The organism is Geomonas paludis, assembly GCF_014193585.1.
GTDB classification, from domain to species: Bacteria; Desulfobacterota; Desulfuromonadia; order Geobacterales; family Geobacteraceae; genus Geomonas; species Geomonas paludis.
This window is the reverse complement of record NZ_BLXY01000001.1, coordinates 1235494-1251545: the sequence shown is the minus strand read 5'-3', so window position 1 is coordinate 1251545 and position 16052 is coordinate 1235494. Positions and strand designations below refer to the sequence as shown.

Sequence of the window (16052 nt, the reverse complement as noted above, 5' to 3'; positions counted from 1 at the left end):
CAACTATGGAAACCTGTGAGATTAGCAGCACCGCGGAGGGTTTGGTCTCTTCTAAGAATGCGATGAAGCAAAGCCCAAAGGAGGGAATATCCATGAATTACGAAGTAAAGAACAAGCAGCTGCTGGCCTGGGTCAAGGAAGTGGCCGAGATGTGCCAGCCGGACCAGATCCACTGGTGCGACGGCAGCGAGCAGGAGTACGACAGCCTGTGCGAACTGCTGGTCAAAGGCGGCACCTTCCAGAAGCTCAACCCTGAGAAGCGCCCCAACAGCTACCTGGCCTGGTCCGATCCCGGCGACGTCGCCCGCGTCGAGGACCGCACCTTCATCTGCTCCATCGCCAAGCAGGACGCCGGCCCGACCAACAACTGGGTGCACCCCAAGGAGATGAAGAAGACCCTGACCGGCCTCTTCACCGGCTGCATGAAGGGGCGCACCATGTACGTCATCCCCTTCTCCATGGGTCCCTTGGGTTCCAACATCGCCAAGATCGGCGTCGAGATCTCCGACTCCCCCTACGTCGCGGTCAACATGAAGATCATGACCCGCATGGGCAAGAAGGTCGTCGACATCCTGGGCGAGAACGGCGAGTTCGTCCCCTGCCTGCACTCGGTCGGCGCACCGCTGGCCCCGGGCCAGAAGGACGTGTCCTGGCCGTGCAACAAGGAGAAGTACATCGTTCACTTCCCCGAGGAGCGCTCCATCTGGTCCTTCGGCTCCGGCTACGGCGGCAACGCCCTCCTGGGCAAGAAGTGCCTGGCGCTCAGGATCGCATCCAAGATCGCCAAGGACGAGGGGTGGCTGGCCGAGCACATGCTGATCCTCGGCATCGAGACCCCGGAAGGCGAGAAGACGTACCTGGGCGCCGCCTTCCCGAGCGCCTGCGGCAAGACCAACCTCTCCATGCTGGTCCCGCCCGACCACTTCGCCAAGAGCGGCTACAAGATCTCCACCGTGGGCGACGACATCGCCTGGATCAAGCCCGGCCCCGACGGCCAGCTCTACGCCATCAACCCGGAAGCGGGCTTCTTCGGCGTGGCCCCGGGCACCTCGTTCAAGTCCAACCCGAACGCGATGCACTCCTGCGCCAAGAACACCATCTTCACCAACGTGGCGCTCACCCCGGACGGCGACGTCTGGTGGGAAGGGATGACCGACGAGCTGCCGGCCAAGCTGACCGACTGGCAGGGCAACGAGTGGACCCCGGGCTGCGGAAGGAACGCCGCGCACCCGAACTCCCGCTTCACCTCCCCGGCTTCCCAGTGCCCCTCCATCGACCCGGCGTGGGAAGACCCGAAGGGCGTGCCCATGAAGGCCTTCGTGTTCGGCGGCCGCCGCAACAACGTGATCCCGCTGGTGTACCAGTCCTTCAACTGGAGCTACGGCGTGTACCTCGCCGCCACCATGGGTAGCGAGACCACCGCAGCCGCAGTGGGCGCCATCGGCAACGTCCGTCGCGACCCGTTCGCGATGCTGCCGTTCACCGGCTACCACGTCGCCGACTACTTCAACCACTGGCTGCAGGTCGGGCGCACCACGCCGAACCCGCCGCGCATCTTCTCCGTCAACTGGTTCCGTAAAGACGCCAACGGCAAGTTCCTCTGGCCGGGCTTCGGCGAGAACATGCGCATTCTCAAGTGGATCGCCGACCGCGCCAACGGCCGCGGCGCCTCCGTGGAGAGCCCGCTGGGGTGGATGCCGCGCTACGAGGACATCGACTGGACCGGCCTGAACAACGTCTCCCGCGACCAGTACCAGGAGCTCATGTCCATCGACCGCGACGTCTGGAAGGAAGAGATCCTCTCCCACGAGGAGCTGTTCGTGAAGATGTACGACCGTCTCCCGAAAGAGTTCCTCCACATCCGTGAGATGATCCTTTCCGGCCTGTGGCGTTCGCCGGAGCACTGGGAGCAGTACAACCCGGCCTCCGCGGAAGGGTTCAACGACTAACAAGTCGCTGAAGTACCAATGAAACAAAGAAGGGCCCCGGTCTTAATGATCGGGGCCCTTTTGCTTGGCCGCGCCGGTTGCAAAGCTACCTGCCCCTGATATCTTTTTAGCTTGGCGCAGATCCAATGAGAGAGGGAGGGAGCAGTGAGATTAAACGATATCACCCGGGGCAATGGACTCGAGCAGCATGGCATTCACAACGCGAACCTGATCTACTGGACCTCCCCCACCTCCGTCCTGTACGAGCAGGTGGTGCGCCGCGGCGAGGGGCTCATCTCGCACCTGGGCGCACTTGCCGTAAAGACCGGGCACTACACCGGGCGCGCGGCCAACGACAAGTTCATCGTCGACGAGCCTTCCTCGAGCGCCCACATCAACTGGGGGAAGGTGAACCGCCCCTTCCCGCCGGAGAAGTTCGACGCGCTGTACCGGAAGATGTGCAACTACATGCAGGGACGCGACCTGTTCGTTCAGGACTGCTTCGCCGGGGCAAGCCCGGACCACCGCATCCCGGTGCGCATCATCACCGAACGCGCCTGGCATTCGCTGTTCGCCCGCAACATGTTCCTGCGCGCGACACAGGAGGAACTGCTCACCCACAAGACCGAGTTCACCGTCATCGACCTTCCCGCCTTCCATGCCCAGCCCAGCGTCGACGGCACCAACTCGGAAGCATTCATCATCATCAACTTCGCCAGGAAGATGGTGATCATCGGCGGCACCAGCTACGCCGGCGAGATCAAGAAATCGATCTTCACCGTGCTCAACTACCTCCTGCCGCAAAAGAACGTGATGTCGATGCACTGCTCGGCCAACACCGGTCCCAAGGGGGACGTGGCCATCTTCTTCGGCCTGTCCGGCACCGGCAAGACCACGCTCTCCGCGGCGCCCAACCGCCTCCTGATCGGCGACGACGAGCACGGCTGGGACGAGGACGGCGTCTTCAACTTCGAGGGAGGGTGCTACGCCAAGGTGATCAACCTCTCCAGCGAAAGCGAGCCGGAGATCTACCAGTGCACCAGAAGGTTCGGCACCATCCTCGAGAACGTCGCCATCGACACCATCTCGCGTCGCGTCGATCTCGACGACGCATCGTTCACCGAGAATACCCGTGCCAGCTACCCCATCACCCACATCCCGAGCATCATACCCGGCGGGACCGGGGGACACCCGAGCAACGTGATCATGCTCACCTGCGACGCCTTCGGCGTCCTGCCGCCGATCGCGCGACTGACCGCCGAGCAGGCAATGTACCACTTCCTGTCCGGATACACCGCCAAGGTGGCCGGGACCGAGGCCGGCGTGACGGAGCCGCAGGCCACCTTCTCCACCTGCTTCGGCGCGCCCTTCATGGCGCTCAGGCCGTCCTTGTACGCCGACCTCCTGGGCAAGAAGATCGGCTCCAACAAGGTCGACTGCTGGCTGGTGAACACCGGCTGGAGCGGCGGCGGGCCGGGCGTCGGGGCCAGGATGAAGATCGCCTACTCGCGCGCCCTGGTCAACGCGGCGCTGGACGGGACGCTGAGCGCGGGAAGCTTCGCCAAGGATCCGGTCTTCGGCCTGGACATCCCCACCAACTGTCCCGGGGTCCCGGCGGAGATCCTGAACGCGAGAAACGCCTGGAGCGACAAGGCCGCCTACGACGCGGCGGCGCAAAAGCTCGTCGAGATGTTCCGCAAGAACTTCGAGCAGTTCAAGGATACCGCGTCCCCGGAAATCGCTTCAGTTCTTTAGTTGCGCTGTGCAACGGTGCTGCTATCATTAACGCAGAGCTCAGGAGGTTACCATGAAAAGGGTACATTCAGAGATATGTGACACGACCGAGAGGAGGGAGCAGCGGGTTCAGGTGAAGAACACCAAGACCGGCGAGATCGGCTTGAGCTACGGCTGCACCATCGAGGGGGACACCGTGCAGGTGGAACTTCCCGACGGTAGCCTGGACAGCTGGCCCGAAGACGACTGCGAGATTATTTCGTAACGCATTGTCGCGGGGGCAGTTGGCAGAACCGCGAAGCTTTCGCCGACTCCGGCTGCCTCCGTGGCAGCAAGCATAAAGAGGAAGAGAGGCCGTCCAAATGAAGGGCGGCCTTTCTTGTTGAAACTTTCAAGAATGACACGAATGGGGTATGTTATACGGATCGCAAATCGCAGGAGGCATCCGCATGCAAGTATATCTGTTTGGCCCCGATGCTCCCCAAAAGTTGATTACTGTCAGAGAGGACTATTACCTGCATTGGAACGAGGAAAACAAAGAGGCAATTGTTGATTACAATCGCCGCGTAGACACCCAGGGAACCATTAGTGACGGCCGGAGACGGTTCTGACGTGTTGGTTATAGGAGTGCACCATGTCTAAAGCAATCTGCTTTGAACAATTTGGCGGGCCGGAAGTGCTGAAATGGATGGATGTCGAAGTGCCGGAACCGGGACCGGGGGAGGTGCGCATCCGGCACAAGGCGGTCGGCGTGAACTTCGTCGACGTGTACCAGCGCAGCGGACTGTACAAGATGCCGCTGCCGGCGATCGCCGGCAACGAAGGAGCCGGCGTGGTCGAGGCCGTCGGCGAGGGGGTGACGCTGTTTCAGCCCGGCGACCGCGTCGCCTACGCGGGGACGTCCGGCGGCGGCTACTGCGAATCGCGCGTCATCAAGGCCGACCGGCTCTGCCTGCTCCCCGACGCCGTCTCTTTCGAGCAGGCCGCCGGGATGATGCTCAAGGGACTGACCGTACAGTACCTGGTGAGGCGGACCTACCGGGTGCAGGCCGGAGAGACCGTGGTGTTCCATGCCGCTGCCGGAGGCGTCGGCACCATCGCGTGCCAATGGCTGCGTGCGCTGGGCGCGAAGGTGATAGGCACGGCCGGCTCAGCAGAAAAGTGCGAGCTGGCACGGCAACACGGCGCCGACTACTGCATCAACTACCGCACCGAAAACATCCTGGAGAGGGTGAAGGAGATCACGGGCGGAGAAGGCGCTGCGGTGGTCTACGATTCCGTGGGCAAGGACACCTTCGAGACCTCACTCAAATGCCTGCGTCCCCGCGGCCTGATGGTGAGCTTCGGCAACGCTTCCGGTCCGGTCCCTCCGGTCGACCTCCTGCTCCTGTCCCAACTGGGTTCCCTGTACCTGACCCGTACCGGCCTGGCCACCTACATCGCCAAGCGCTCCGAATTGGAAGAGGCATCAGCCGAACTATTCGATATGATAACGTCCGGCAAGGTGAAGATAGAAGTCAACCGGAGCTTCCCGCTAAAGGACGCCGCCCAGGCACACCGTGAATTAGAGGCGCGTCAGACCACCGGCTCCACCATCCTTATCCCCGACTGAAAAAGGACCCCATGAAGATGCCTGCAACCGAAGTCCCGACAGCAATAGAAAAAGCCATGGCAAAGGTATGCGAACTTTGTCCCGTGTGCCTTCATGCCCGTTATCACCAGAAGGGCCTGGTGTACGATTTCGTCACCCGCATCGAAGAAGACGTCTGCCCCTTCTGCCGCGCCTACGAGCGGGTGCACGGGAAGAAGGCGCACGAAAGGAGAACATAGTCCACCCGTACGCAACAATAGTGCCCTCTCCTCCCTGCCATCCTTGGCGAGACTGGAGGGTTCATTGGGCTCACACCGCCATTCGCCCTCTCTGGAGAGGCTCCGCAGAAGCGTGTCACCTTGCCCTTGCTCACTTTTGCAACACGAAGAAGGTGTAGCCGTAGCTTTTCGAATACCGCCGGAACATCTCGATCTCGGTCTCGCAGTGCCCGTACACCGCTTCGGCCTCGGCGACACCGGCATTCTTGACCTTCAGTTCATGCATGCGCGCGAGCATCGGCGTGTAATAATCGTCCCACCATGCGCTGTCGGGGAGGTTAAAGCTGTCGATCACCCTATATCCTGCTGCGACCGCCATCCGTCGCACTTCGTCCGCCGGTTTGATGTCCGGGTAGACGTTGTCAAAGAACTCTCTCGCCTCCGCCGGAGGATCATCCACGAACCAGCACAGTTCGGTGAAGGCCAGATAGCCGCCCGGCCTGAGGTAGCCCCAGAAGTCCTTGAGCCCCCGGGAAAGTCCGATGATGAAAATCGATCCCTCCGCCCAGAGCAGATCGAAGCTCTCCTTTTCGAACTGCATCTCGATCATGGACAGCTCGCGGGTTTCGATAGCAAGCCCATTTGCAGCGGCGGCGCAGTCCAAGCGATCGAGAAAGGGGCGATGGTTGTCGATCGCCAGGATCTTCGTCTTCGTTCCCGGGCGAGGATCTGCGTCTGCATCCCGCATCCACAGCCGATGTCCAGCACGCTTGGCTTTGAGGGGAGCCCCTGCAGCAGTTCAAGTGCCCTGAGGGTTGCCTCACTGCACCCGGGTCCTTGCCGCGGCAGATCGTTGAAGAGCTCGAAGAAATATTCCATTTTCATGCTGTTGTCCTCCACGCTTTTGGTCAGCATCCTGACCTGAATGACTTCCTTTTCCCCGAGTCCCAGGCTCAGCAGAAAATCGTGGTGGGCGCCCGGCGCCCTCTTTTCGAACTCCATGTGCCACCGCTTGAGCGCCGCTTCATCGAGACCGCAGACCTTCTGCAGGCTCAGCCACAACTCCTTGTCCAGCCCCGAGGCATCGAGCCCAGCCGCCGCCTTGCTGAGCACGCCGGCGATCAGTCGCTGCTGCGACCGGAGTGCGGCGATCTCCCGGTCGATTTCGCGCAGGCGTCTCTCCAGGACGGAACCATCATCGGATTTCTCCAGCACACACGCGATTTCCGACAGGCTCAAGCCCGCTTCCCGGAAGAAGCAGATCCGTTCCAGCCTGGCCAGATCCTTGTCAGTGTACAGCCGGTAGTCCGCCTGGGTCCGGCCGCTCGGGCGCAACAGTCCGATCTGATCGTAGTAAATGAGCGCCGAGCGCGAAAGGCCGAAACGGCGCCCGATTTCGGTGATGCGGTACGTTTTCATAGGAAGCAATCTAAACCGTGAAGCCGTAGTCGGGTCAAGCATATTTTCGGCAGGATGATTTTCGCACACCCCCCCGTAACTGCCTCAGCGATAAACCAGCTTCCATCCCACCTCAAGTCGGCCTTGCAGATGATTTGAAAATGCTAACAATGCAAGTACACTTTTCTAGCAGTGACCTTCATCCTACAAAGGTGGTGCAGATATGGAGTGGCAACTGGATGTAGCAAATGCTGAACTGCTCTTGCGTTCAGCAGTCATCCCGTCCTCTGAACGGATCATCTCTGCCATAAAGAAAGTAAATCCAACCCGGCTTTGCCTACCCGACCCTGAAAAGAAAGAAGGCTATCGGCTCAAGAGCCAGTTACAAAACCTCCTTCTTGAGCATTATGGAGAAGCGTTTCAGCTTGTTCCGCACCCGTGTTCTCCGAATGTCGTACTTATCAAGCACCTGTTCCTCCCTTCGGTGGACGCATGCCATGCCGACCTAGGTGCACTGTCGGCACCTGCCCTCGAAAACGTTTCCGTTCCGGGGGAGGAAGTCAGTAGAAAGCCCGCTACGGAGAAACGGAGGCAGAAGATGCCGGCAGGATCGGCGCTCTCACCAAGGGATTCATTGAGGCGCGCTCAACAGTGTCTAGAAGAGTATGACTACATCACTGCGGAGCAGGAAGTTGCTGGGATTCGTGCCATCAACCCCGATGACGTAACGGCACTGTGCAGCGCCATCATGTTGCTGCATCAGCATGTCGGCGCCTACCAGACCGCCATCGATACGTTGCTTGCGCAGCCGCCCCATGTGCTGAAAGACAAACGGCTCCGTGAACTGCTTGCCCTTGCCTACCACAGCAATGCCATGCCGGCTGAAGCCGGCGCTGTTTTTGACTCTCTACATCCCTCCGAGCTGGGAAAGGAGGCCCTGGTCGCTTACGCGCGTTTGGCGCTGAGGGATGGTAATGCCCGATTCGCTCGGGAACTTCTCAGGTTAGCCGAGACAAAGGACGGACTGATAGCGGAGTTCGACGAACTCCGGAGGGAAGTCGAACAGCTGCTGGCCCGCAAGGCAGAGCCGGTACTTCAGCAGGCCGAGTCCGCTTTTTCACAAGGAGAATGGGACCAAGCCGTGACCTTATCACGCCAGGCCCTGGAAGAGGCCAAAAACCTCCCCAAGGCACGGAGGATTATCGCCCTCGTTGAAGCCATGAAGGAGCAGGGTGAGCTGATCACGCTGTGGCAGGCGTTTGAGAGCAGCAGCAACGGGAAAGAGAGACAGAGACTGCTGGGAAGGCTGCTTGAGCGTGATAAGCGTAGCCGTGCGAGGATCAACACTCTGTTACAGGTTGAGAAGGAGAAGGAGAGGCACGAGTTCATCGAGCAACGGCTACGGACCTTGAGGCAGGCGCTGCGGGATGAAAGGTGGCCGGAGTGCTACGACGAGGTAATGTGGCTGTCGCGCCAAGAGGACGCAGTCCGGGAATACCACGACGCCATAGCGCTGTCGCCGCTGTTCGAGGTGCTCTACCGCAACAAGCAACTGGAAAGGATCTCACGCCATGATGCCCAGGAGGCATGGATTACCTACATCGAAGCGAAAAAACTTTTTGATGCGGGGCGCGACCGCGAGGCTCTGCCGATGTTGCAGAAAGTGAGGCCTGTGTTCCGCGCCGTCCCCTGCTTCAACTCGATGTATCATCGCGTAGTCGCAGCACAGCAGGCTGCGGCAACCGTTGAGGCGGACAGGCTGCTAACGGACGTTCGAGGCGGTGCCCTCAGCTATCAAGAAAGCCTCGCCCACTGCAACGCCGCCCGCGCAGCCATCGACATCCTCCCCGGAGAGAGCCGTGCCGCATATGCAGCAGCCATAGATGATCTGCTGGAGCAACTGAAACCGAGCAAGGACACAGAGGTCCTTTTGGAGGAGTACCGACAAGCGCGGATGACAGGCCAAACGGCGCGGGCGAGCTCGCTGAGAGAAATGGTCACTGAGCCGTCATCCCTTGCCGCAGTCGACGCTGAGGTGGACGCCTTGATGCGGATCGAAGTCGAACCGGTGCCCCTGGTGTACTCTCCTGACATGGAAGTTGATGTGGCCAGAGAACATCCAGGGCTGCAACGTGTCGGCTCCACCGACCGTCATGTTTTTCTGGGTGAAAGTGAGACATCCGTCATCCTGATCGATTTCGTAGAGATGACAGCATGGCGGCTTCAAAGCGAAAACTTCTCGGGGTTGGGACTCATCGACGACATTGCCGACCAGCACCTCTTTTTGTTTCACGAACGTGGCACCAACAGGTACTGGCGCGCCATCATGAAAGGTAGAGAAAGCAGGTTCACCGCGCTCATCGACTTCACCCAGCCCCTGTGCCTCCCGGAATACACTCAAGTCGCCCGAGCCTTTCTTTCCTCCTGCAAGGAGACCGAATACTTCTATGTATTGAAGGACCCGGTCAAGGAGAAGATCCTGTGCCTAGGCAGGATGACCCTTGGCCTGGGCAGAAACAGTGGTCCGGAGTGCAACCTTCGCATGGAGGAGATACAGGGAATCACACGGGCGTCTTCCGCCCCCGACCATTTCGCAGTCGGTACCAAGACGGCCATGTGGCTAACCAGCCGTAACCTGAGGATGGCCCCGAAATTCCATTTGCCCTGGCACGTGTTCGGCATAGATCAGCGCAACCGGCTTATCTACTTGGTCCACGGCCCAAGGCTAAAAGCTTGCGACTACAAGTGGGACCTGATCCAGGATTACACCCACTCCATCTGCCTGGGGATGTCCTACGGGCATTCGGTACGCGGAATCTGTCCGGAAACCGGAACTGTACTTATGACCTACAAGACGGGACGTGGGGTTTTTTATAACTTGGAGACCAACGAGTTTAGCAACCAGTTCAGCTTGAGCACGTTCATATGCACCGATGTTCCCAGCACCTGGTACTACATGGAGTACTCCGAAGAGACCTCCTCGATGCGAGTGAAAAACATCACCCATGAAGTGAGCCATCTTATGAAGTGGGAGGAGATAATTAGCATGGACAATTACCAAAAAATTCCAGATGAAGCTCTCCTCGATCCTCTGCGACGTATGCTGGCGGGAGAAGACGTCGTCGGCCTGCAAAATGAGAACTAATCTATCTGCCTGCTCCGTAAGTATGCCGGCGCGATCGACTGCAAAGTGAAGATCAGGCACCTCCCCCCGGAGATGATCATTTCGCCCTGGAAGTCGGCACTTCAGCCCACAAAGTAACATTTCTGCGCCTGAAATCGACACTTCGGGTCTTGAAGTGACCATTCCACGATGAAAAGATGCACTTCAAGTTTCCAAGTGAGGTTTTAGCAGCATGAAGTGGCAACTTTCCGCGGGGAGTCTGACTACTAAGGCCAAGAGGTGAAGTTCTAACAGAGGAACTCGGTGCTTCAGAAGGGGTATGATGTGAGGGAAGCTTCGCCCCCCTCACGAACGCGAAGGGGGCGATAAACATTAGACAGGATCCAGCGCTATCCAGTTAGACCAAGGACCTACGATATCACCACGCTTGCCCCTGACCCTGAGGAAGTTGGGCACCGACCGGTTTATCCCGCTTAGCAATATTTTCTTACAGGTAGTCGACCAGACCAGGAATTTCCAATTTTGTTCGTTGCCAGGGTCACCATTACAGGTCCACACTTCATATCCTTTTGCACTGCTGATCCTTGTTAATGCGACCCACGGCTTACCATCGTTGCCGAAACTAAGATGGAACCCCACGGGTTTTCCTACTGGCTTTCCCGTACCTGCCGGCTTCTTAGCTGTACCAAAGCCAAGCTGGCCGAGAATGGTGGGATCTTTGCGATGGGCCGCTTTACCAAGCCCAAATAACAAGCCGATCGCTTGATCAAGTGCCTCCCTGTCCGCCTCGCACGCCTTGACCTTTTCAGGATCTCCTTTGAGTGATGCAGCGAAGCTTGTCTCGTATTTCAGATAGAGCTCGGTAATGCTCGCCGGGGTGGGGAACAGGGATACCAAGTACGCGTGCAACTCAGGAGTTAAGGCCTGCGCAATTACCGCTGACTTACCGATCATGTCCGCATGTGGTACGTTGCTGAAGGGCATGGCATAACCTCCGCACTAGATTAGAAACCTCCAAGCCAGCAGCATATCACCACCGATAACTTTGGCAAGCGCCCCAGTCGGTGCTTCGGCTCTAATAAGCGTAACAAGCTGCAAGAACTTTTTCCCGGACCGGGTAAGCAAAAGGCCCTTGGCAAACACCAAGGGCCTTTTTAATAATCGAAGCGTGAGGATTCAAACCGGCACCCCGAAGCAGGTGTGCTGGTCAAGGAGCTCTAGATTATCTTGTTCAGCGAGTACTCGACGATGCCTTCGGCGCCGAGTTTGATGAGCTCGGGGACGATGCGGCGGACTTCTTGTTCGGGCATTATGCTCTCGATGGAGACCCAGTCGGAGTTGTAGTGGTTGGCGACGGTCGGGCTTTTGAGACTGGGGATGACGGCGGTGATCTCGGCAACCTTCTCTTTCGGCGCGTTCATCTTGAGACCGACCATCCCCTCTGCACGCAGCGAGGACTGCAGCAGGGTCGCGATCTGCTCGATCTTGGCGCGCTTCCACGGATCTTCCCAGGCGGCCTTGTTGACCACCATGACCGGGACGGATTCCATCAATTCGGTGACGATCCTGAGGCCGTTGGCCTTGATGGTGGAACCGGTCTCGGTTACTTCGACGATGGCGTCGCAGAGGCCCTCGACTACCTTTGCCTCGGTGGCGCCCCAGGAGAACTCGACGTTGACGGGGATGTTTCTTTCGGCGAAGTAGCGCTTGGTGAAACCGACGAGTTCGGTGGAGATGGTGGCGCCATGCAGGTCTTCGGGGCCCTGGATCTTGGAGTTGCCGTTCACCACCAGCACCCAGCGGGCGGGGCGGCGGGATACCTTGGAATAGACCATCTCGCAGACTTCGATGACGTCGGACTCGTTCTCGCGGATCCAGTCGCGGCCGGCGATGCCGACGTCGATGGTGCCGCGCTCCACGTACTTGCCCATCTCCTGCGGGCGGATCAGGGAGCACTTTATCTCATCGTCGTCGATACCGGGGAAGTAGCTGCGTGACGAGATCGATATCTGCCAGCCGGCTTTCTTGAACAGGTCGACGGTGGCGTTTTCAAGGCTTCCCTTCGGGATGCCGAGCTTCAACTTTTCCATGATTCCCCCCTGTAAAGACAATTAGATAGAGATAAAAGTAAAATCAAAAACAAAAACCATTGGCCACGGAGAAAATCTGAGAACTTCGGAGAAAGGCAAAAGGCTTTTGGGTTAAACCTTAAAGCATTGGGTTCTCTCAGATTTCCTCAGATTTTCTCCGTGGCCAATGGTTCGGGTTTTATTTTTTATAGACGGTGTTGGGATCGAAGAGCGGGTTGGAGTGCTCGACCCAGGTGCCGTTCTCGTATTTCACGTAGAAGCAGCTCCTGTTGCCGGTGTGGCAGGCGGCGGGACCGTTCTGCTTCACCTTGATCACGACGGTGTCGGCATCGCAGTCGGTCAGCACCTCGACCACTTCCTGGGTGTTGCCGGACTCCTCGCCCTTCATCCAGTACTTGTTCCTGGTGCGGCTGAAGAACCAGGTCTTGCCGGTTTCCAGGGTCAGGTTCAGGGTCTTCTCGTCCATGAACGCGACCATCAACACTTCCCCGCTTTCGTTATCCTGGATAACAGCAGGGATCAGTCCACCCATCTTCTCGAAATCGATCTTTATCATGGCTTCTCTCAGTCCTTCTACTGCGTTTAGTGATAAAAAAGTGTCTTTTAATACACCCCCAGCGCGAGTTGTGTCAATGATTATGTAGACGGGATAAGGCGTGAAACCTGAAACCATTGGCCACGGAGAAAATCTGAGGACTTCGGAGAAAGCACAAAAGCTTTTGGTGCAACCTTAAAGCTGATCAGGTTCTCTCAGATTTCCTCAGATTTTCTCCGTGGCCAAGGTTTGTTTTCGGTTTTAAATAAAAAGGCCCGGCGGTTCGTATCCGCCGGGCCTTCCGGTGTCTCTTCTCTTTCCTGCCGCCTTAGTCTTCGGCCAGGAGGGTCCTGTCGTTCTCGAAGGTCTTGTGACGCAGTTCGTGGAACTTCTGGATCAGCTTCTCGACGGTGAGGGCCTTCTTGGCTTCGCCTTCGATATCGAAGATGATCTCGCCGCCATCCATCATGAGCAGACGGTTGCCGAACTCGATGGCATGGGTCATGTTGTGGGTGATCATCATCCCCGTCAGCTTGTACTCGCTGATGAACTTGTTGGTCAGCTCCAGCACGATCTCGGCGTTCTTGGGATCCAGCGCGGCGGTGTGCTCGTCCAACAGGATCAGCGACGGCTTGGAGAGAACCATCATGAGCAGGGTGAGCGCCTGGCGCTGCCCGCCGGAGAACATGACCAGGTTCTCCTTCATGCGGTGCTCCAGCCCCATCTTGAGCTGCACCAGTTCCTGCCTGAAGATCTCGCGGGTCTTGTTGTTGAGACTGCGGCGCAACCACTTCATCCCCTTCTTGTGGGTGATGGTCATGTTGTCTTCCAGGCTCATGTTGCCGGCGGTGCCGAGCAGCGGGTTCTGGAAGATCCTGCCGATGTACTTCGCCCTCTTGTACTCCGGGTCGCGGGTCACGTTCTTGTCGTTGGCAAAGATCTGCCCTTCGCTCGGAAGGTAGGTCCCGGCGATGGTGTTGAACAAAGTCGACTTGCCGGCGCCGTTTGAGCCGATTATGGTGATGAAGTCGCCTTCCTTCACCTTGAGGTTGATGTTGTTCAGGGCCTTGTTTTCATTGACGGTCCCCTGACCGAAGACGATGGAAACGTTCTTGAGTTCGATCATTTTGCCACCTTAAACGGGACCTTCAGTTTCTTGGCCTGGGTCATGATGAGAAGGACGATGATCAGCACGCCCTTGATGAGGTTGAGGTCGCTCGGAGTCATGTGGATGACGTAGCCGTAGAAGCGCCCGACGTACATGACCGCGTAGAAGCAGATGGAGCCGGCAAGCGCGCAGAAGGTGAGGACGCCGATCCGGTTGCTCTTCAGCATCAGGAACTCACCGATCATGACGGAGGCGAGGCCGGAAACGATGATCCCCTGCCCCAGGCCCACGTCGGCAAAGCCCAAGTACTGGGCGGCAAAGGCGCCGGAGATGGCGACCAGGCCGTTGGAGAGGCCGACGCCGATGGTCTTCAGGGTCTTGGGGTTCACCCCCTGGGAGATGACCATCTGCTCGTTGTTGCCCATGGCGCCCAGGGTCATGCCGAGGTCGGTGCGGAAGAAGAGGTCGAGCAGCACCTTGACCACCAGGGCGACGATCACGAAGAACACCAGCAGGATGTACTCGTCCGGGATGATGCCGGTGAACTTCTCGGTGACCTGCTTGAGGATGGTCGGCTGATCCAGGATGGGGACGTTGGCGCGGTTGCCCAGGATGCGGATGTTGACCGAGTAGAGCATGGTCATGGTGAGGATACCGGCCAGAAGGTTGGGCACCCTCAGGTGATTGTGGATGAGGGCGGTGGCCACGCCGGCCAGCACGCCGCCGGCAAAGGCGACGAGGAGCGCGACCCAGCCGTTCATGCCGGAGAGGAGGCACTGCACCATGAGTGCGGCCCCCAGGGGGAAGGACCCGTCAACCGTCAGGTCCGGAAAATCAAGAATCCTGAACGAGATGAACACGCCCAGGACCATGATGCCATAGATCAACCCTTCAACAAAAATACCTTCGATCATAGCGGAACCGTTTAACCCTTCTTAAACCATAGTCAAAACCATTGGCCACGGAGAAAATCTGAGAACTTCGGAGAAAGGCAAAACCATAATCCGGGTTTTGAACCTTACTGCTTTTTGGTTCTCTCAGATTTGCTCAGATTTTCTCCGTGGCCAATGGTTTACTGCTTTTAGTTACTTCTTGGTGAGCTTGCCGTTCTGACGGATAGTCTTGGCGGACTTGACGATGTCGGCCGGGACGGTCAGGCCGAGCTTCTTGGCTACGTCGAGGTTGATCAGCAGGTCGACGTCGCTGGCCTTGGTCATGAAGCGGGTCGGGATCTGCTCCGGCTTCTTCCCTTTCAGGATCTCGATGATCATCTTGCCGGTGGCGCGGCCCATCTTGTAGTAGTCGAAGCCCCAGGCGGCGAGGACGTCGTAGGTCTCGGAGGAGCTCGGGTCGGCGGACATGACCGGGATCTTGGCCTTGGCGGCAACCTCGGCAACGGCGCTCATGGCAGAGACGACGGTGTTGTCGGTGGAGATGTAGATGGCGTCGACGCGGTTGGCGATGGTCTGGGCAGCCTGCTTCACCTCGGCGGACTTGGTAACGGTGGTCTCAACGAACTCGAGGTGTTTCTCCTTGCAGACCTGCTTCACCATGCCGGCCAGCACGACTGCATTCTCCTCGGAGCTGGTGTAGATGTGGCCGATACGCTTGGTCTTCGGCTTGATCTTGAGCAGCATCTCGATCTGCTGCTTCACCGGGGTCATGTCGGAAACGCCGGTGACGTTTTTGCCGCCCTTGGCGAGGGAGGGAACCAAGCCGGCCTTGACCGGGTCGGTAACGGCGGAGAAGACGATCGGGATCCCTTTCAGGGTGTTCACCAGCGCCTGGGCGGTCGGAGTGGCGACGCCGACGGCGAGGTCTACCTTCTGGCTTTGGAACTTGGTGGCGATGGACGCCGCGGTGTTGATGTCGCCGTTGGCGTTCTGCACGTCGAAGGTTGCGTTGATCTTGGAGTCCTTCAGTTCATCCTGGATGCCCTTCACAACCGCATCCAGCGCCGGGTGGGAAACGATCTTGGAGATGCCGATCGTCACCGGCTTGGCGGGAGCCGCTGCAAAAGCGGTTGCCGCAGACAACACAGACAACGAGAGGGCCAACAGAATACCGATCTTCTTGCGCACAGATACCTCCGGTTTACATTGAATTGAATTTCTGCTGCTGGTACTGCCAAACCGTAATCTATCGCCGCCGACCGGTGAAAAGGTCGGACCTATTTTCGACCGCCGAGCATACCACCGGCAAAGAGCTATCGTCAACGCCATAGTGCCGCTAAATAGAAACAATTCTTTGAAAAAACGAAAAAATCAGCCTCAAAGAGTCCACTGGACGCCCAATCTAAAAACTTTCTCACCAAAATGGGCCACTG

14 protein-coding genes are annotated in these 16052 nt (G+C 58.3%); 6 read left to right on the top strand and 8 right to left on the bottom strand.

The window, feature by feature from the left end; all coding sequences use genetic code 11:
- Window positions 1-62: 62 nt before the first annotated feature.
- The 5 genes from H7687_RS05160 (at window position 63) to H7687_RS05140 (ending at window position 5274) form a co-directional block, all read left to right on the top strand.
- Window positions 63-1949: a phosphoenolpyruvate carboxykinase (GTP) gene (locus H7687_RS05160; protein ID WP_183345778.1), complete on the top strand. Its 1887-nt coding sequence runs from the start codon at window positions 63-65 to the stop codon at window positions 1947-1949.
- A gap of 144 nt (window positions 1950-2093) precedes the next feature.
- Window positions 2094-3683, top strand: a complete 1590-nt coding sequence (gene pckA / locus H7687_RS05155) for a phosphoenolpyruvate carboxykinase (ATP) (RefSeq protein ID WP_183345776.1) — start codon at window positions 2094-2096, stop codon at window positions 3681-3683.
- A gap of 52 nt (window positions 3684-3735) precedes the next feature.
- Window positions 3736-3927, top strand: coding sequence for a hypothetical protein (locus H7687_RS05150; protein WP_183345774.1), 192 nt, complete (start codon window positions 3736-3738; stop codon window positions 3925-3927).
- Window positions 3928-4111: 184 nt separating this feature from the next.
- The gene (locus tag H7687_RS05145; RefSeq protein WP_183345772.1) at window positions 4112-4273 is read left to right on the top strand and encodes a type II toxin-antitoxin system CcdA family antitoxin; all 162 of its coding nucleotides are present in this window, start codon (window positions 4112-4114) and stop codon (window positions 4271-4273) included.
- Window positions 4274-4296: 23 nt separating this feature from the next.
- Window positions 4297-5274 carry a quinone oxidoreductase family protein gene (locus H7687_RS05140; RefSeq protein ID WP_183345770.1) on the top strand — a complete coding sequence of 326 codons (978 nt, stop codon included), beginning with the start codon at window positions 4297-4299 and terminating at the stop codon, window positions 5272-5274.
- Window positions 5275-5622: 348 nt separating this feature from the next.
- Here H7687_RS05140 and H7687_RS05130 read toward each other — a convergent pair whose 3' ends face one another.
- Both H7687_RS05130 and H7687_RS21810 read right to left on the bottom strand, forming a co-directional pair.
- Window positions 5623-6135: a class I SAM-dependent methyltransferase gene (locus H7687_RS05130; protein WP_246404593.1), complete on the bottom strand. Its 513-nt coding sequence runs from the start codon at window positions 6133-6135 to the stop codon at window positions 5623-5625.
- The gene (locus H7687_RS21810; protein WP_198424609.1) at window positions 6078-6890 is read right to left on the bottom strand and encodes a MerR family transcriptional regulator; all 813 of its coding nucleotides are present in this window, start codon (window positions 6888-6890) and stop codon (window positions 6078-6080) included. The genes H7687_RS05130 and H7687_RS21810 overlap by 58 nt, the downstream gene beginning before the upstream one ends.
- A 202-nt stretch (window positions 6891-7092) precedes the next feature.
- Between H7687_RS21810 and H7687_RS05120 the strand changes: the two genes are divergently transcribed.
- Window positions 7093-10014 (top strand): hypothetical protein, encoded by a 2922-nt coding sequence (locus H7687_RS05120; protein WP_183345766.1) that lies wholly within the window; start codon window positions 7093-7095, stop codon window positions 10012-10014.
- A gap of 351 nt (window positions 10015-10365) precedes the next feature.
- Here H7687_RS05120 and H7687_RS05115 read toward each other — a convergent pair whose 3' ends face one another.
- The 6 genes from H7687_RS05115 to H7687_RS05090 form a co-directional block, all read right to left on the bottom strand.
- Window positions 10366-10977, bottom strand: a complete 612-nt coding sequence (locus H7687_RS05115) for a hypothetical protein (protein WP_183345764.1) — start codon at window positions 10975-10977, stop codon at window positions 10366-10368.
- A gap of 233 nt (window positions 10978-11210) precedes the next feature.
- Entirely contained in the window at window positions 11211-12083 is an 873-nt protein-coding gene (hisG, locus tag H7687_RS05110; protein ID WP_183345762.1) for an ATP phosphoribosyltransferase, read from the bottom strand.
- Between the two features lie 178 nt (window positions 12084-12261).
- Window positions 12262-12639, bottom strand: coding sequence for a phosphoribosyl-AMP cyclohydrolase (gene hisI / locus H7687_RS05105; protein WP_183345760.1), 378 nt, complete (start codon window positions 12637-12639; stop codon window positions 12262-12264).
- 307 nt (window positions 12640-12946) lie between these two features.
- A complete protein-coding gene (locus H7687_RS05100; RefSeq protein WP_183345758.1) occupies window positions 12947-13744 on the bottom strand; it encodes an ABC transporter ATP-binding protein in 798 nt (265 codons plus the stop codon).
- Entirely contained in the window at window positions 13741-14640 is a 900-nt protein-coding gene (locus H7687_RS05095; RefSeq protein ID WP_183345757.1) for an ABC transporter permease, read from the bottom strand. The genes H7687_RS05100 and H7687_RS05095 overlap by 4 nt, the downstream gene beginning before the upstream one ends.
- A 171-nt stretch (window positions 14641-14811) precedes the next feature.
- Entirely contained in the window at window positions 14812-15807 is a 996-nt protein-coding gene (locus H7687_RS05090) for an ABC transporter substrate-binding protein (RefSeq protein WP_183345755.1), read from the bottom strand.
- Between the last annotated feature and the right edge of the window lie 245 nt (window positions 15808-16052).

Coding starts and splice junctions, on each gene's coding strand:
- H7687_RS05120 (WP_183345766.1), top strand. CDS start 7,093: ATGGAGTGGCAACTGGATGTAGCAAATGCTGAACTGCTCTTGCGTTCA.
- H7687_RS05140 (WP_183345770.1), top strand. CDS start 4,297: ATGTCTAAAGCAATCTGCTTTGAACAATTTGGCGGGCCGGAAGTGCTG.
- H7687_RS05115 (WP_183345764.1), bottom strand. CDS start 10,977: ATGCCCTTCAGCAACGTACCACATGCGGACATGATCGGTAAGTCAGCG.
- hisI (WP_183345760.1), bottom strand. CDS start 12,639: ATGATAAAGATCGATTTCGAGAAGATGGGTGGACTGATCCCTGCTGTT.
- H7687_RS05145 (WP_183345772.1), top strand. CDS start 4,112: ATGCAAGTATATCTGTTTGGCCCCGATGCTCCCCAAAAGTTGATTACT.
- H7687_RS05160 (WP_183345778.1), top strand. CDS start 63: ATGAAGCAAAGCCCAAAGGAGGGAATATCCATGAATTACGAAGTAAAG.
- H7687_RS05095 (WP_183345757.1), bottom strand. CDS start 14,640: ATGATCGAAGGTATTTTTGTTGAAGGGTTGATCTATGGCATCATGGTC.
- H7687_RS05150 (WP_183345774.1), top strand. CDS start 3,736: ATGAAAAGGGTACATTCAGAGATATGTGACACGACCGAGAGGAGGGAG.
- hisG (WP_183345762.1), bottom strand. CDS start 12,083: ATGGAAAAGTTGAAGCTCGGCATCCCGAAGGGAAGCCTTGAAAACGCC.
- H7687_RS05100 (WP_183345758.1), bottom strand. CDS start 13,744: ATGATCGAACTCAAGAACGTTTCCATCGTCTTCGGTCAGGGGACCGTC.
- H7687_RS21810 (WP_198424609.1), bottom strand. CDS start 6,890: ATGAAAACGTACCGCATCACCGAAATCGGGCGCCGTTTCGGCCTTTCG.